The following is a 16,839-nucleotide window of genomic DNA, read 5'->3' as shown; positions in this document are numbered from 1 at the left end:
TTAAATATCATCTAAATTTCAACCTGAAAGCAAATTATCATCTGTTGAATCAGATTCTTCTTCAGGTTCGATAGATGTTGTAGAATGTGATGATTCTTGAATATTTTGGGGATTTGCAAAACTAGGTTTGCTAGAATTGTAATTTTCTCCATTAATTTGTTGTTGGCGTTTTTGGAATTGCTCTTTAGTTTCTAATATTTCAAAATTATCTAGTTGAACATCAAAACTAGTTACTAAATTACCTTCATTGTTTTGATATCTATTAGATTGCAAACTACCTTCAACTAGTAGTGGGCTACCCTTACAAACAAGTTTTTCTAAGTTAATAGCACTTTGTCTTCAAGCTACAATTGGAATATAATCTGTAATGGGTTCGCCATTTTGTGAATTATATTTTCTTGAAATTGCAAGAGTGAAACGACTATAGGCAATGTTAGTTTTAGTATAAGTTACTTGTATATTAGAGGTTAAACGACCAACTAAAATTATTTTATTTAAATTCATAAATACTTATTCTGCATCAACACTTTTAGATTCTTGTTTCTCTTTGGTTGTTCTTGTAATTTTTGAGCTAGTTGAACTTTTTGCTTCAGATGTTTTACCATCAGCTTTAACTACAAAACGACGATAGGTACGTTTTTCACCTTGTTCATTTTTATCAGTTTTTGGATATGACTTAAATTTATCTGATCTTGGTGTGCGTGCTTTTGAAATTTTATTTAGACCTTTTTCACTATCTAAATTAATAATTAAGTAACGTCACACAGATTTTTCAATATTTAATCTACGTGAAAATTCACTAATTAAATTTGGTTCAGAATTAACTAGCATAAGAACAAAATTTGCAGTTTTAGACTTATTGATTTCGTATGCTAAATTAGTTCTTTCAAGTTTTTCAAATTTTTCAATTTTTGCTTTAGTAAAAACAGCAGTGCTAATTTTTTCTGCTACACTAATATCTGCTTTAGGATCTAAAACAAACATAACTTCGTATTTTGACATCTTTCTCCTTATGGACATTTGGGTTTATTTTAAATAAATTAAACCAAGGAATTAATAAAAAAATAATAAAAATAATAAACAATTATAATATATTTTTATTAAAAGTTCAAAAATTATTGTGAACTTAAAATTTTTACAATAATGTTTACTAATTCTTTGTTATCCATTTCACTATAACTTGAAATTTCTAATTTTTGGGCCAATTTGTGAAGCTCAGTTATGGACAAATTATTGACTTTATTATAAATTTGTTCTTCTTTTTTAGTTGTAAAATTGTTGTTTGTTGAAAAATTACTTTCATCTTTTGAATCATTTGTTGAATAAGAATTTTTGTTTGTTTGAGCTGAATTAGTTTGTTGACCAAAAGAACCAAATTGTCCAAACATATTCATAAATGCATTGTATTTTTCAGGATTATTTTTGATTTCTTCCATTTGTTTTTCAATTTGTTCAGAATTGTATGAAATACGAAACTCATTACGAATTTTTGAAACCTGTCTTAGTAAAAAAGGAAATAACAATAGTAAATCAAGAAGTAAAAGAACTGTAATTATAGTTACTGAATAATATAAATCCTGACTAATTTTTAATCCAGTGTTACCTTGTATAATAATGTTGCTTAAAGTGTAAAAACCAATTCCAATAGAAAATAAATTTGCAAACATAGTTGGCAAAAAGGCATATTGACCTATTGAAATAAAAGATTTATTTTTATAGGATTGAAAAATAGAGATTGCAAAGTTTATGATAGAAATTACAAATAAACTAATAGATATAATTCCTGTTCATAAATATGGGTTAGCTTCATTTTTTGAATTTAAAAGTACAACTTCACTAGTTATTAGTATTAAACTAAGAACTAAAACCGCTAAGTATAAAAATATTCATAAGCGATATTGCTTTTTTTCATTTTTTCATAATTCACTTACTGTTGGTTTTTTTTCAAAATGTAGTGGATTATTGGGAATCATATCGCCTCCTTTTTATTTGTTTTTATAATAAAGTTGTAATTATTTTACTAAAACAAAGACTAAAATAGTGAAATTTAGCACTCTAATTTTTTATTTGCCAAATTTTTAAGACAAAAATAAAAAAACACTAGGAGTTACCTAGTATTTTTTATATGGTGGAGATGCGGGGAGTCGAACCCCGGTCCACATGCATCAGCAAATAACAGTCTACAGTTTATTAGTTTTTAAATAACAATTAGCTTTTTAAAAACTACAAAATTAAAGCTAATTGTGCTATTTTTATTTAATTGATAAATAAATAGCAAATTTTACCAATCAACTTGTTTATAACAAACAATCCACACAAGTTTAGGTTGTTTGACTAGCTCGAAATATATTTAATTAAAAAGCGTAAGCTAGGTTTGAGTTTGAGTTAGCTAATAAGTTAACGTCAACGTTGAATTCATTAGCTGATTCTTTTTTGTTTGCATTTAGAATTTATAGTATTTAGGTCTACAACACCACTGCCCATTATTCCTTAAACACCTGTCAAAGCCAGTACACCCCCCAATATCAATTATTGATTTTATCATATTTTTTTAATTTATTAAGAAAAAAACAAAATAGATTTTAGTAACCTAATTTTTTAATTTTAGACTCATTTGCAAATCAATTATTATTTATTTTTACTTTGTTTTTTAACACTATTTTACTGTCCAACAACGATTCTATTTCTTTTCTTGCTCCGGTTCCGATTTTTTCAAGCATTTTTCCACCATTACCAACAACAATTGGTAAATGCGACTTGCGAGCAACATAAATTGTTGCTTCTATTTCAATAAATTTTTCATTTGCTTCACTAAAATTTTCAATCACAACCGCACATTGATGTGGAATTTCTTCTTTAAGATTTAATAATAAATGTTTTCGAATTATTTCTTTTACAAAAAATCTTGTTGATTGATTGGTTGTTAAATCTTCATCATAAAAAAAGTTGCTTTCATAAGCAAATTCTTCAATTTTACTTATTAAATCATTTTTAGTCATTTTGTATTCTGTTGAATAACCCATAACAAGATCAAAGCCTAATTTTTTAAGATTTTGAGCTTGCATATTAAGTTTTTGGTCATCAACTTCTAAGTCTAATTTTGTTAAAATTGCAATTTTATTTTTAAAATTTGCAATAGATTTAAACAAATCTTTAGTAGTTTCGTTGATAAATTTGTTTACTGGATGCAAAAATAAAATTAAGTCAATTCCTTCAAGAGCATCCATAACATTTTTGTTCAAAACATCACTAAATTTATTGATTTTTTTATGAAATCCTGGTGTGTCAACAAAAACAATTTGCAAGTCATCATTTGTATAAATTCCATTAATTTGATCACGTGTAGTTTGAGCTTTTGAACTAACAATTGAAATAGGATAATTAACTATCGAGTTCACAAGAGAAGATTTTCCACTATTTGGTAAACCAATAATTGAAACGAAACATGTTCTAGTTTTTCTACTCATAATTTAAAAAAAATCCTTGCTAAAACCAAAGGGCAAAAGATTTTTTAAGATTTTTTTATCCATTTCCCCTGTTTTTTTATACATAAAAATAGGTGTGTTAGAATCTAAAAATTCACAAAGAACTTGTAAACAACCACCACAGGGAACAATAAAAAAATCACTATTTGATAAAATGTGTACTTCCTTAAAATCTCCAGGTTTTTTGCCAGATGCTACAGCAGAGAAAATTGCAACCCTTTCAGCACAAATCCCAGATGGATAAGCGGCATTTTCGACATTGATGCCCTTTCAAATATTATTTTCCTTGTCAATAATTATTGATGAAACTGGAAAATTTGAGTAAGGAGCATAGGCATTTTTTTGTAAATTTGTTAGCATTTCTAAATATTTCATAATTACCTGCTTATTTGCAATTTTTGCATAATTTCTTCAATTTTGTTGTGCATTCTAATTTCTTCATTTGGTTTTATGTGATCGTAACCTAAAAGATGAAAAACACTATGGGCAAACATATAGCAAAATTCCCGCTTGTTAGTGTGCCCAAAATTTTTGGCTTGCTCATAAATTTGTGATGGACACATCAAAATTTCACCAATAAAAAATGTTTCCTCTTCATAATCAAAAAGTTGAATTTTTGAGGGGAACGACAAAACATCTGCAATATAATCTTTATTTTTAAATTCTAAGCAATTTGTACGCATTTCTTCCGCTTCTATCAATGTTAGATCAATAGTGAAATTGTAGTTCAATCCTTCTCCAAGCGCAATTAAATCTAAAATTTGCTTAAATTCTTTTAAATATCTTAGTTTATTTTTAGTATTGTTTAAATAGTTTAAATTAGAAATTATCATTAAACTAAAATTGTATAATTTAATTTAAAAAAATGCTAAAAAAATTTTGTTCCTCACCTAAAATTAATTTACCAGCAACTTGAGTTAGTGGTTTTAGGAATGGGGATTTACTAAATTCTATTTCAAAAACGTTTTGTTGAAGATTGGTGATTTTAACTATTTCAAGTCGAATTGTTTGTGAATCAAAAAGAAAATTAGCATAATTACCCTTTTTTATTTGGTAATACACATTAGAATCAATTAAGGTTGTAAATTTTCCTTTTTTGTCAACGATAATTGGAATATTAATAGATTTATTTGTTTTAATTTGTAAAAACAAATAAATCGATCCAGCAAGAAGGAGTACTAGCAAAAAACTAATTAGTAAACTAAGATTGCTTTTTTGATAAAGTTTCGATGTCAATTGTTTCTCCTTGGTCTGAAATAAATTTTTTAGAGTGAGATACTTCAATTATTATTGCTTTACTTTGGTAAGTTAAAATAATTTTTTTAAGTACTTCAAAATTTTCACTATCTATATTTTCAAATGCTTCGTCTAGCAAAATTAAGTCAAATTCTTGGGTCAATAGTTTTAATAAATTAATAATTTGTTTTTGCCCACTAGAAAAATTTGAACCATTATTAATAAACGAATTTTCAGGATTAATTTGTCATTTTACAAAGTAGTCTTGCAAATCAAATCGTTGAATATTGAGTCAAAGTTCTTTTTGTTTTTCTGATTGATTGTTGGTGATGAATGAAAATACATCTATGCTTGGAAAATATTGTTCATTTTTTATATAACAAATCCGATTTCTCAATTGATTTAAATCATAGTAATTTAAATCCAAATTGTTAATCATAAATTGACCGCCATATTCTAGTTCCTGGTTTAAAAGTTTTAAAAATGTAGATTTACCAACACCATTTTTGCCCACAATTTTTACATTAGAAGTAATTAAAAATTTTTTTATGTAAAGTAAATTGGGTTTACCATTATAAGCAACATTTACATTTTGCAATTTAATATCATTAATTTTTTCATGATAATTTCCACTTTTTTCTTTGTCAATATTTAGTACATAATTTAGCAACTCAACCTCTTTTAAAAAAATTGGCAAACTTGTTACTATATCAACAAAAGAAGTTAAAGGATTGATGAAAAAGTTAAAAAAACTCAAAAACAACAATAAGTCTCCAATTTTTAGATGTTTGTCAAAAATTCAAAATGATGAAACAAAAACAATTGCAATTGGTGCCAGGCTAAATAAAAAATTATTAAAAGCAGACAAAAATGCTTGTTTTTTTCAAATTGAATATTCGCTTTCTTTGTATTTGAAATATTTATCATCAAATTGTCTTTTTAGATTTTTGAAAGTATCTTCTTTTTTTAGATCAACAATTGAAAAAATTAAATCATGGGTGGATGTTATACTATCTAATTGCTTTTCAATTAAAACTTGCTGTTTTTTATTTAAATTTTTGCGGGCAAAAATAGTCACAATTACATAAAAAATACTAATTCCAACTATTAAAACAAACATTTTTCAATCAATTCAAAGAAGAATTAAAAATGAAATTGCAAATGAAGTAACTTCATTAAAAATATGATAATAAAAATTTGCAGTAAAAGATGCAAAACTAGGGATAAGATTTATTCGTCTAATGTAATCATGATTATCTAATTTCAAAAGATGAAAATTTTTACCATTTTTTAATGCAAAAAAGAATCTATCAAAAATATCTTTTTCAATTGCCAATTGAATTTTATGTAAATAAAATTTTTTAAAAGTTTCCTGAATAATGCGCCAAATTACAATTCAAGCAAAAAACAATGAAACTTTAATTAAAAGTGAAACATCTTTTTCTGGAAATACTTTATCAATGACTGTTCTTAAAAATAAGGCAGAAATAAAATTTGTAATCGCTATCAAAAATACTAAAAAAAGCAAATATCAATTGCTTTTTGTTTCAAGAAAAAATCATAAATTAAATCAACTCTTTTTTTCAAATTTTTTCTTATATGTTGTGTCTTTTTGGCAAAATATAACTACATTTTGAAATAATTTTTGCATTTCAGTGTGAGAGATTTTGGTTTTCCCTTTTAAAGGATCCATTAAATAAAAAAATTTTTTAGTTATTTTAGTTATTAAAACATAGTGATTAAATTTACCTGCATTAATTAAAATAATTATTGGTTGTGATAAGTTCACCGTCTTTAAACTATCAAAAGATCCGCCATATGAATCTAGTAATAGCCCAAAATCTTTTCCTAATTTTTCTAAATTTGCAATATTAATCCCATCATGAGAATAAAATGCTTTATTTTTTAAAAGATTTATTGATAAGGATTTTTTATAAAAAAAGTGATGGACAGATTGTAAAACTGCTAATCCACAATCTTTTAAATCTTTTTGCTTATATGTTTTCATTTGTTAAAATTTAGTAAAATTTAAGTGAATTGGCAAAAATAATACTAAAAAAGGAAAAACAAACAAAAAGTATGAAAAATTCAAAATTTAATCGAATTTTCTTAATAGTAACTGATTCATTGGGTATTGGAGATGATGGCCGCCAAAAAGAATTTAATGATGTGGGTGCAAACACTCTTTTGAGTGCTTCAAAAACAGGCTTATTAAATATTCCTTTTTGAAGAAAAATGGGAATCTCAAATGTTGCTCAAGTAGAACCGCAAACAAAGAAAAATAAAGAACCTTTAGCATATGTTTCAAAAATTATTGCAAAATCTAATGCAAAAGACACATTAGCAGGGCATTGAGAAATGATGGGTATCTTTACAGAAAAACCTAGTCCAAATTTTGGCAATGGATTTCCACCAGAACTCATTGCAAAGCTTGAAGAAGCTTTTGATGGTCGTAAAATTATAGGTAACAAATCAATTAGTGGCACTGTAATTTTGAAAGAGCTAGGAGATCAAGAAATTAATGAAAACAAGATAATAGTTTACACTTCGCCAGATTCTACCTTGCAAATTTGTGGTCATGAAGAAAAAATGGGACTTGAAAATCTTTATCGTTATGCCAAAGCAGCTAGACAGATTTGTTCATCAAGGCCAGAGTGAAATGTTTCACGTGTTATTGCAAGATCATACATTGGTTACAATGGTGATTTTACAAGAACTTTTAATCGCCACGATTATGCTAACAAACCACCTAAAACAATGCTAAATAAACTTCAAGAAGCAGGAGTTCATATTGTTGCTGTTGGAAAAATTAATGATATTTTTGTTGGTCAAGGTATTGATGAAGTTTTCGGACCTGCAAGTGACAATGAAAATATGGATATTGCAATCAATAGGGCTATGCAAGATACAACAAATGAATTAATTTTTGTTAACTTGGTTGAATTTGACTCAAGTTATGGTCATCGTCGTAATCCAGATGGTTATGCAGAAAATTTGAATGATTTTGACATTAAACTAGCTAAATTAGTCAATTCTTTAAAGAATGATGATTTGTTAATTATTACATCTGATCATGGCAATGATCCTATGTATCCTGGTACAAATCATACAAGAGAAGCATTGCCACTTACAATTTTTTCCAAATCATTTGTAGATTCCAAAAAGATTTTAAAAGATAAAATTGATTCTTTGGCTACTGTTGGAAATATAATTGCTAGAAATTTTGGAGTAGAATTATCTGAAATTGGTGAAGATATTTTTGATGAACTAATTTAATTGGATCTATTATGACTAAAGAAAAAAACAAAAGACCTATAATTCCGCGCATTCAGCGAACAGATGTGATTGGATTGATTTACTCATTTGAAGTAATGGATGAAAGAATAGACACTAATCAATTATTTTTACAATATCCTGAATTAGATGAAAAAATGCTCCAAATGTTGGGTTTTATAGCTAAAAACTATAATTTTTTTAAAAAAAATATTGAACAACAACTTAATTTAATGTGAAATTGAGAACGTATTTTACCTCTTTTGAGATCAATTCTATTATTTGGTTGTGCTGAAATATTTTTTTTAGCTCATCAAATTGTAATAAATGAAATGATTGAAATTACTAAGTTATTTACTTTAGAGACAGACAATGATCATAAATTTGTAAATGCAATTTTACAAAAAATTTACTTAGAATTTAAAAAACAAGGATTTTTTCAGCAACAAATCAATTACAATGATTTACTTGAGACATCAAATGATTAAAAAAGTGTATAAAAACCAGTTGATTTTAAATTTGAAAAATCAAAATTTACTTTTTCGAACTTATAAGCAAATTTTTGGGAAAAAATTTGTTTATGTTTTGTTTGAAATTTCGAAAATTTTTAATTTAAAAATAGAATATTCAAAGATGGCTGAATTAGAGGTAGAATTAGTTAAAAATATTGAAAGTTTAAAATATTGAAAAAAGATTTTTTCTAATTTTATAACATCTAGTTTAGGTTATGATTTTTGAGAAAATATTTCAATTTTTTTATTTTGTAGTTGGGTTATTAAAAAAATAAAAAGGAATAATTTCCTATCTTTTTATGAACAAAAACGAAGAAAAGCTTTTAACAAAATTACGTTTTTTTTAATTGACATAGAAAGTGCGTTTAACATTAAAATCTTAGCAATGTTAAAAAAGTGAAAGTAAGATGACTTTAAAAGATAAATTAATTTCTCAAGGTTTTGATAATGCTGAATTAATTATTCGTTCTGGCAAAGTTCGTGTGAATAATGAAGTTGTATTTTTACCACTTGTCAAAATTAAAGAAACTGATAAGATTTTAATAGAACAACAAAAAGAGTTTGTATCACGAGGAGCCTATAAATTACTAGCTGCAATTAAAGAATTTGATCTCAATTTTCAAGACAAGGTTGTTTTAGATGTAGGTTCTTCCACTGGTGGTTTTACACAAGTTTGTTTGCTAAATGGAGCAAAAACTGTTTATGCTTTAGATTCTGGAACCAATCAACTTGATTATAGTTTGAGAATTCAAAAGAATGTTAAAGTGATGGAAAAAACTAACATCAAAAATGTAAATCCAACTTTTTTTAAAGAACAAATTGATTCAATTGTTTGTGATGTGTCTTTCATTAGTTTAAATTATGTTGTGCCAATTGCAGCATCTTTGTTAAAACCTAAATCTGATTTTGTGGTTTTATTTAAACCACAATTTGAAGCAAGTTCGAAATATGTTGAAAAAGGCGGTTATGTGGATTTGCAATATCATGATTTTTTGATAAATCGTTTTTTAAACTTTGCAAAAGAAAATTTTAATTTTATTGGTAAAATAGAATCACCTATAACAGGTAAAAAATCTAAAAACACAGAATATATTATTTACTTTCAAAAAAATGAATAATTTAAGATCTCAATTTCCACTTCTGAGCACAAAAACTTATTTAGACTCAGCGGCGATGATGCAAAAACCTCAATCTGTTATTTCAGCAATTGTAGATTTTTATACAAATTTTGCAATAAATAATCACTCAATTAATTCAGATTTAGGCTTTATAAATCAAACTAAAATAGCAAATATTAGACATAAATGTGCCAAATTAATTGAAGCCTCATTTGATGAAGTTATTTTCACATCGGGTACTACTGATTCAATAAATTTATTTGCGCAAATGTTTCAAAATTTCATCAAACCTGGAGATGAGATTTTAGTTTCATATTTAAATCATTCATCTAATTTAACTCCTTGATTGCATTGAGCCAGAACAAAAGGAGCAAAAGTAGTCTATACTACAAATTTTGTAAGTGAAATTAATAATAAAACAAAAATTATTGCTTTTTCGCAAATTAATAATTCACTACAAATTAATTTAGATCTTAAAACAATTTGGGAAAAAGCAAAACAATTTAATGCAATAGTTGTTAATGATGCAACTCAGGCTATTAGTGTTGAAAAAGTAAGTTTAAAATTTGCTCATATAATTGCATTTAGCACAAATAAGTTTTTTGGACCCACAGGACTTGGTGTGTTGGCTATTCAAAAACAACTTTTAAGTATGTTAAAACCAACAACTTTTGGTGGGGGTGCAACATCAGTTGTTAATTTTGAATTGGATTTTGCTAAAGGTTTGCAGGTTTATGAACCAGGTACACCAAATTTAGCAGGTTTGTGAGGTTTTGATGCTGCGCTAGATTTTTTTAATCAATTTGATTATGCTAAAATTCAAGACAAATTAAAGAATTTAAGCAACTATGCTTTTTTAAAATTGTCAGAAATTGAGAATATTGAAATTTATTCACAAAAATCAGATCACATTATTTTATTTAATATAAAAGGATTTTCAGCTCAAGATATTTCTTCAGCACTTGGTCATGAAAATATTTATGTTCGAAGTGGTAATTTTTGTGTACCTTTAATTTCAAATGTGTTAAATGAACAAAGTTTTGTTAGAATTTCTTTAGCAATTTATAATAATTACCAAGATATTGACAAGATTGTTGAATTTTTAAAAAGAAAGGATTTTTTTAATTTTGTATAGCGATTTTAATACTCGACGAACTATTATAAGCGAATCTGCAAAAAAACATAGTGAGAAAAAAGTATTTTGCAAATCTAATTATTTACATCGCAATAGATTTTGTGATGATAAATTACAACTAGATTTGCATGTTTTTGAACAAAAAATTATAAAAATTAATTTTTGTGCCTCAGGTTGCACCTTAATTTTGGCCAGTTCTCAAATTTTAGAAAATATTTTATTGAATAAAAATATTTTTGAAGCTAGAACCATTATTAACAAATTTAAAAATATGTTAGAAAATCAACAAGTTGATTTGGATTTAAGTGACCTAAACGCTTTTGTGAATGTCAAGAATCATTTGAACAGGTTAGCTTGTGTTCAATTACCGATTGAGGCATTGGAGTTAGAAATATTAGATGAAAACAAAAAATAAAATTCATAAATTAATTGCACAGAGTGGATTTTGTTCACGGAGAGCTGCTGAAAAATTAATTCAAGAGGAAAGAGTATTTGTTGATGGCAAAATTGCTCATATTGGGCAACTTGTAGATGAAAATTCAACAATTGAAATTGATGGAATTTCTTTAAAAAAAGAAGAGAAAAAACTATATTATTTATTAAACAAACCTCGAGAATGTTTATCCACTTGCAAAGATAATTTTGGTCGAAAAACTGTTATTGATTTTTTTAATCAAAATCAACGTTTGTATCCTGTTGGACGTTTAGATTTTAATACAACAGGGGTTTTATTGATTACAAATGATGGCGATTTAACTAGTTATTTATTACATCCTAAAAATGAAATTGAGCGAGTTTATGTTGCAAAGGTAGATTTTACATTGTCTAAAATGGAGTTAGAATTTTTAAATTCTAGCAATGTTTTTATTGATGAAAAAGAATCAAAACAAATTGTTAAACAACTTAGCAGCCGGAAATATGTTGTGACTTTGTGAAGAGGAACAAATCATCATGTTAAAAAACTTTTTGAGTTAGTTCACAAAAAGGTTATCACTCTTGATAGGGTAGGTTTTGCTTGTTTAGACATTGGCAATTTAAAACAAGGTCAGTATCGAAAATTATTGCCTAAGGAAATAGAAAAGCTCAAAAATAGGAAATAGCAAAGATTTATTCTGCTAGTTGTCCAATTGCATTCAATGTTTGCTTAATTTATGGTAAAATTTATAATTTAATTTTAATTATGATTACAACTGTTATTGTTATTTTGCTTGTTATAATAGCGATATTAATGATATTAATATCATTTTTAATGTCTCCACATTCCAACTCTTTTTCTGGAGCACTTATAGGTTCTAGTGATCTTGATTTGTTTCAAGTTTCCAAAGAACGAGGTTTTAAAAAATTTACTAAATGAGCTATGTTTATTTTGGGTTTTATCTTTATAATTCTAGCTCTTGTGATAAGGCTACTTTAAAAGTATGATAATTTCTCCTGAAAAATTAAGTGTTTTTTTAAAAACACCACGAAGTTATGTTGAAATAGTGCGTTTTTTTAATATTTCAAAACACCTACACCATGATGTTACACAACAGATTGTTAAGTTAATTAAAGATTTTGCAATTTTTAAACTACAAGATGGTCGTTACCACTGACCTCGACTAATTGAAACTAAAATAGGTTTGTTTCGTTGCCGAAATGCTAATTATGGGTTTGTTGAAGACAAAGACAAAACTCCGCAAAGCACTAGTGTTTTTGTTGCAGCTCGCTTTAGTGCAAATTCACTTGATGGAGATGAAGTTCGTGTTAATGTTTATGAAGATTCTATTCGTGAAGGCCAAAAATATGGTGTAATTACAAAAATTTTGCAACGAAATACTAAAACATTAATCGGTAAAGTTGTTTCTAAGAATAATAGTTTTATTTTTGAACCTTTTAATTTTCAACAACCAGTCCACTTTGTTTGGCAATCTAGTGAAAATTTAAAAGTTGATAAATTTGTTCAAGTTCAAATCATTGATTTTTTTAGAAATACTTTAAAAATTAGTTTTTTAAAAGAAATAGGTGATGCAAATGAGGAATTTGTATATGTAAAAATTCCTATTTTTGAATCAAATGTGCCAACAAAATTTAGCGAACTTGCTTGTCAAGAAGCCAAGAATATTCCACAAAATATAGGTGAAATTGAATCGGACAGAGTTGATTTGCGTAATGAAATTGTTTTTACAATCGATGGTGATGACACTAAAGATTTTGATGATGCAATTTCTGTTTTTCATCAAGGTGATAATTATGTTTTGAAAGTTCATATTGCAGATGTTAGCCATTATGTTAAAGAAAATAGTGCAATAGATATTGATGCTCAAGAACGTGGAACTTCAATTTATTTACCACATACTGTAATTCCTATGCTTCCAGAAGAACTTTCAAATGGAATTTGTTCGTTAAATCCCAATGTTGATCGCTATACATTGACTATGGAGGCATTAATTGATTCTAAAGGTAATAATTTAGATATAAAAATTTATCCTTCTGTCATTAATTCAAAATTTAGATTAACTTATAAACAAGTTAATAAATATTTTGAAGATAAAATAGTTACTTGAGATAATTCTAGCTCAGATAGTGAAAAACAAAAAAATGCAGTTGCAAAAATGCTTGATGTTGCCTTGGAATTACACACAATTTTGCATAAATTTAAATTACAACAAGGTTATGTGGATTTGGAAGTTCCTGAACAAAAAATTATTTTAAATGAACAAGGTTATACAGATTCCATTCAAATCAAACATAGAGGAATTGGTGAGACTTTGATTGAAAGTTTTATGGTGCGAGCAAACGAAAATGTTGCACAAGTTCTTTTTGAAAAAAAAGTGCCTTTGTTGTATAGAATTCACCATAAACCCGACCAAGCAGGTATAGATGTTTTTAATAGTATTGCTCAACAAATTGGCGCAAAACATCAAATTAAGGATAATGTTGATTCTATAGAGTTTGCAAAAGCTGTTGAAAAAATTAAAACTATAGATGATAGCAATTTTATCAAATATAGCATTTTGCGTTGCTTGCAAAAGGCTATTTATTCAACTTATAATGATGGTCACTTTGGACTTGCTTCAAAATTTTATACCCACTTTACAAGTCCAATTCGGAGATATCCAGACTTGCTAGTTCATAGAATTATTAGATATGTTTTGTTTGAAAAACATGCAGATTTTGAACGTTTTGAAGAAATTATGAACAACCAGGCTAGTCAAACCACAAACTTTGAAAGGCGAGCTGTTGCTCTTGAAAGAAAAGTTGTATCTATTAAAAAAGCTGAATATATGCAACATCAAATTGGCCAAAGTTTTGAAGCTCAAATTACATCTGCAGTAAATTATGGAATTTTTGTTGAAATAGATCAAAAATTTGATGCTTTAATTTTTGCTCGCCAACTACCAGATGCTGAAGAAAATCCTTATACTTTAGCTCCTGAAGGTTTTGAACTTTCAAATGGTCATTACAAATTTAAAGTTGGAGCTAAAATTCCTGTTATTTTATCTGAAGTAGATATTTGAAATGGAAAAATAACAGCAATTGTAGACCTTAAAAAACTTAATAAAATCTCATAAGTAATTTTTAAAAAAAATAACTAAAATGCTTTATTTTATAGACTTTTAGTAATTTTTTATATTTAAAATTAATTGTTTTTTAACTGAAAGTCCATTAAAAAAACTATTACTGATTGTTTTTTTTAATATAATTATTAAAATTATGTTTAATCATAAATTAATTGAAAAGAAATGACAAAACTTTTGGCAAGAGCAAAAAGTTTTTAAAACTGAAAGTAGAAGCGATAAGAAATTTTATGTTTTGGATATGTTTCCATATCCTTCAGCTGCTGGACTGCATCTTGGGCATCCATTAGGTTACACAGCAACTGATATTGTAGCAAGATATAAAAGATTACAAGGTTTTGATGTCTTGCACCCAATGGGATGAGATGCCTTTGGATTACCAGCTGAGCAGTATGCTCTTAACACTGGTAACCATCCTGCAGATTTTAGTAAGAAAAATATATCAAATTTTAAAAATCAAATTCAATCACTTGGATTTTCTTATGATTGGGATAAGGAAATTGATACAACAGATCCTTTATTTTATGAAAAAACCCAATGAATTTTTCGTTTACTTTATAAAAAAGGCTTAGCAGAATTGCGAGACACAGAAGTTAATTGATGTGAAAAATTAGGAACTGTATTAGCTAATGAAGAATTAGTTTTAGATGACAAGGGAAATTTAATAAGTGAGCGTGGTGGTTTTCCTGTTGTTGCAAAACAAATGAAGCAATGAGTTCTTAAAATTACAGAATATGCTGATAAATTATTAGAAGGTCTTGAAGGTCTTGAGTTTCCAGATTCATTAAAACAATTACAAACAAAATGAATTGGAAAATCAACAGGATGAGTAGTTAAATTTTTCTTAAAAAATGGAGTAGATTTTGTTGAAGTATTTACAACAAGACTTGAAACTATTTTTGGAGTTAGTTTCATAGGTTTATCTATGAATCATCCAATTAGCAAAAAATTAATGGAAACAAATCCAGAAATTGCTAAATTTATTCAACAAAATAGTAACATTAGTAACAAAATGTCTACACAAATTAAAGGAATTTTTACAAACTTATTTTTAATTCATCCCTTAAGTGGACAACCAATTCCAACTTATATTACTAATTATGTTTTAGGGAACTATGGAAGTGGCGCTGTTATGGGTGTGCCAGCCCACGATGACCGTGATGCTAAATTTGGAGAGTTATTTAATTTACCTATAATTGAAGTTATTAGAGATGGTGTGTTAATTAACTCAGCTCAATTTAATGATCAAGATATTAAAAAGGCAAGGTTGAATCTTTTTAATTTTTTAAGTAAACAAAAACTTGCAAAAACAACAACGGCTTACAAAATTAAAGATTGAGTATTTTCTCGTCAAAGATATTGAGGAGAACCTTTTCCAGTTTATTTTGATGAAAACAACAAAATTTATTTGGAAGAAAAATTGGTTGAATTGCCTAAATTAGACCAAATCCAACCATCAGGAACAGGTGAGTCGCCACTAGCAAATGCCAAAGAGTGAGTATTTTTTGAACACGAAGGTAAAAAATATCGTCGCGAAACTAATACTATGCCACAATGAGCTGGAAGCTCATGATATTTTTTAGCCTATATTTTAAAAAATGATGATGGTACTTATTTAGATTTTACCGATCCACAAGCAATGGAAAGATTTCAAAAATGATTACCCGTTGATTTATACATTGGGGGTCAAGAACATGCTGTTGGTCACCTAATTTATTCACGTTTTTGACATAAAGTTCTTTTTGATTCACAATTAGTTTCAACTAGTGAACCATTTTTCAAAGTGGTAAATCAAGGAATGCTTTTAGGTACAGATGGACAAAAAATGTCCAAATCTAAAGGTAATATTATCAATCCAGATGATGTTGTTGAAGAATTTGGAGCAGATTCATTAAGACTATATTTAATGTTTATTGGTCCATTAACTGAAGTCAAAATTTGAGATTGAAATGGTATTAAGGGAATGTATTCTTGAGTTAAAAGAGTGTATAGAACCATTTTAAATACATACAAATTTAATGTAAATATTAAAAATATTCAAGAATTTGAAAAACAATATCATAGTTTCATTGCCGAAACTACAACACTAGTGAGTGAACTTAAGTTTAATGTTGCAATATCTAAAATGATGACATATATTAATTTCTTAAACAAAACCAAAGAATTACCAAGTCAAAAATATTTAATTGACTTTGTAATTATTTTTGGAATTTTTGCTCCGCATTTAGCTGAAGAACTATTGGAGAAATTAGGGCAAAAAGATCTATCACAACAAAAATGACCTAGTTTTGATACATCTTTTTTAGATTCTCATGAATTCAATTTACCTGTTGCGATTAATGGGAAAACAAGACTAGTTTTACCATTTAGTATCAACACTTCTAGTGAAGAAATTATAAGTGAATGTCAAAATAACCAAAAAATTAAAGCATTTTTAAATAAATTAGAGTCATTTAAACCAATTTATATTCCCAAAAAAATGATAAATTTTGTAGGTAAAGTTAAAACAGAATAATAGTTAAT

At 27.0% G+C, this 16,839-nt stretch carries 17 protein-coding genes and 1 other RNA gene; 9 read left to right on the top strand and 9 right to left on the bottom strand.

Annotated elements, in window-relative coordinates:
- From MYB_RS02350 to MYB_RS02315, 9 genes are all read right to left on the bottom strand, one after another.
- Nucleotides 1-504, bottom strand: a complete 504-nt coding sequence (locus MYB_RS02350) for a single-stranded DNA-binding protein (protein ID WP_022934693.1) — start codon at nucleotides 502-504, stop codon at nucleotides 1-3.
- A 6-nt stretch (nucleotides 505-510) separates the two neighbouring features.
- On the bottom strand, nucleotides 511-1,002 hold the full coding sequence (gene rpsF, locus MYB_RS02345) for a 30S ribosomal protein S6 (protein ID WP_022934692.1): 492 nt from the start codon (nucleotides 1,000-1,002) through the stop codon (nucleotides 511-513).
- 113 nt (nucleotides 1,003-1,115) lie between these two features.
- The gene (locus MYB_RS02340; protein ID WP_022934691.1) at nucleotides 1,116-1,973 is read right to left on the bottom strand and encodes a hypothetical protein; all 858 of its coding nucleotides are present in this window, start codon (nucleotides 1,971-1,973) and stop codon (nucleotides 1,116-1,118) included.
- Nucleotides 1,974-2,126: 153 nt separating this feature from the next.
- Nucleotides 2,127-2,520: a transfer-messenger RNA gene (ssrA, locus tag MYB_RS03160) on the bottom strand.
- Between the two features lie 62 nt (nucleotides 2,521-2,582).
- Nucleotides 2,583-3,467, bottom strand: coding sequence for a GTPase Era (era, locus tag MYB_RS02335; protein WP_022934690.1), 885 nt, complete (start codon nucleotides 3,465-3,467; stop codon nucleotides 2,583-2,585).
- Between the two features lie 3 nt (nucleotides 3,468-3,470).
- Entirely contained in the window at nucleotides 3,471-3,860 is a 390-nt protein-coding gene (cdd, locus tag MYB_RS02330) for a cytidine deaminase (protein WP_022934689.1), read from the bottom strand.
- A gap of 2 nt (nucleotides 3,861-3,862) precedes the next feature.
- Nucleotides 3,863-4,318 (bottom strand): rRNA maturation RNase YbeY, encoded by a 456-nt coding sequence (ybeY, locus tag MYB_RS02325; RefSeq protein WP_022934688.1) that lies wholly within the window; start codon nucleotides 4,316-4,318, stop codon nucleotides 3,863-3,865.
- A 19-nt stretch (nucleotides 4,319-4,337) separates the two neighbouring features.
- Nucleotides 4,338-4,721: an MAG1140 family protein gene (locus MYB_RS02320; protein WP_022934687.1), complete on the bottom strand. Its 384-nt coding sequence runs from the start codon at nucleotides 4,719-4,721 to the stop codon at nucleotides 4,338-4,340.
- Entirely contained in the window at nucleotides 4,687-6,729 is a 2,043-nt protein-coding gene (locus tag MYB_RS02315) for an Mbov_0121 family peptidase domain-containing ABC transporter (RefSeq protein ID WP_022934686.1), read from the bottom strand. The genes MYB_RS02320 and MYB_RS02315 overlap by 35 nt, the downstream gene beginning before the upstream one ends.
- A 71-nt stretch (nucleotides 6,730-6,800) precedes the next feature.
- On the opposite strand from MYB_RS02315, the gene MYB_RS02310 reads away from it, so the two are divergent.
- From MYB_RS02310 to leuS, 9 genes are all read left to right on the top strand, one after another.
- Nucleotides 6,801-7,997, top strand: coding sequence for a phosphopentomutase (locus MYB_RS02310; protein WP_022934685.1), 1,197 nt, complete (start codon nucleotides 6,801-6,803; stop codon nucleotides 7,995-7,997).
- Nucleotides 7,998-8,008: 11 nt separating this feature from the next.
- On the top strand, nucleotides 8,009-8,482 hold the full coding sequence (locus MYB_RS02305) for a transcription antitermination factor NusB (RefSeq protein ID WP_022934684.1): 474 nt from the start codon (nucleotides 8,009-8,011) through the stop codon (nucleotides 8,480-8,482).
- A gap of 431 nt (nucleotides 8,483-8,913) precedes the next feature.
- On the top strand, nucleotides 8,914-9,624 hold the full coding sequence (locus MYB_RS02295; protein ID WP_022934682.1) for a TlyA family RNA methyltransferase: 711 nt from the start codon (nucleotides 8,914-8,916) through the stop codon (nucleotides 9,622-9,624).
- Complete coding sequence (locus MYB_RS02290; RefSeq protein ID WP_022934681.1) at nucleotides 9,617-10,759, top strand: aminotransferase class V-fold PLP-dependent enzyme; 1,143 nt, start codon at nucleotides 9,617-9,619, stop codon at nucleotides 10,757-10,759. Before MYB_RS02295 ends, MYB_RS02290 begins: the two co-directional genes overlap by 8 nt.
- The gene (locus MYB_RS02285; protein ID WP_022934680.1) at nucleotides 10,752-11,174 is read left to right on the top strand and encodes an iron-sulfur cluster assembly scaffold protein; all 423 of its coding nucleotides are present in this window, start codon (nucleotides 10,752-10,754) and stop codon (nucleotides 11,172-11,174) included. The genes MYB_RS02290 and MYB_RS02285 overlap by 8 nt, the downstream gene beginning before the upstream one ends.
- Nucleotides 11,158-11,859, top strand: a complete 702-nt coding sequence (locus MYB_RS02280) for a pseudouridine synthase (RefSeq protein WP_022934679.1) — start codon at nucleotides 11,158-11,160, stop codon at nucleotides 11,857-11,859. Before MYB_RS02285 ends, MYB_RS02280 begins: the two co-directional genes overlap by 17 nt.
- An 80-nt stretch (nucleotides 11,860-11,939) precedes the next feature.
- The gene (gene secG / locus MYB_RS02275; RefSeq protein ID WP_022934678.1) at nucleotides 11,940-12,173 is read left to right on the top strand and encodes a preprotein translocase subunit SecG; all 234 of its coding nucleotides are present in this window, start codon (nucleotides 11,940-11,942) and stop codon (nucleotides 12,171-12,173) included.
- A 4-nt stretch (nucleotides 12,174-12,177) separates the two neighbouring features.
- On the top strand, nucleotides 12,178-14,310 hold the full coding sequence (gene rnr / locus MYB_RS02270; protein ID WP_022934677.1) for a ribonuclease R: 2,133 nt from the start codon (nucleotides 12,178-12,180) through the stop codon (nucleotides 14,308-14,310).
- 142 nt (nucleotides 14,311-14,452) lie between these two features.
- Nucleotides 14,453-16,831: a leucine--tRNA ligase gene (gene leuS, locus MYB_RS02265; protein WP_022934676.1), complete on the top strand. Its 2,379-nt coding sequence runs from the start codon at nucleotides 14,453-14,455 to the stop codon at nucleotides 16,829-16,831.
- Nucleotides 16,832-16,839: the final 8 nt, after the last annotated feature.

The organism is Mesomycoplasma bovoculi M165/69 (genome assembly GCF_000524555.1).
In the GTDB taxonomy this organism is placed as follows: domain Bacteria; phylum Bacillota_I; class Bacilli_A; order Mycoplasmatales; family Metamycoplasmataceae; genus Mesomycoplasma; species Mesomycoplasma bovoculi.
This window is presented reverse-complemented; position numbering and strand designations above follow the sequence as displayed.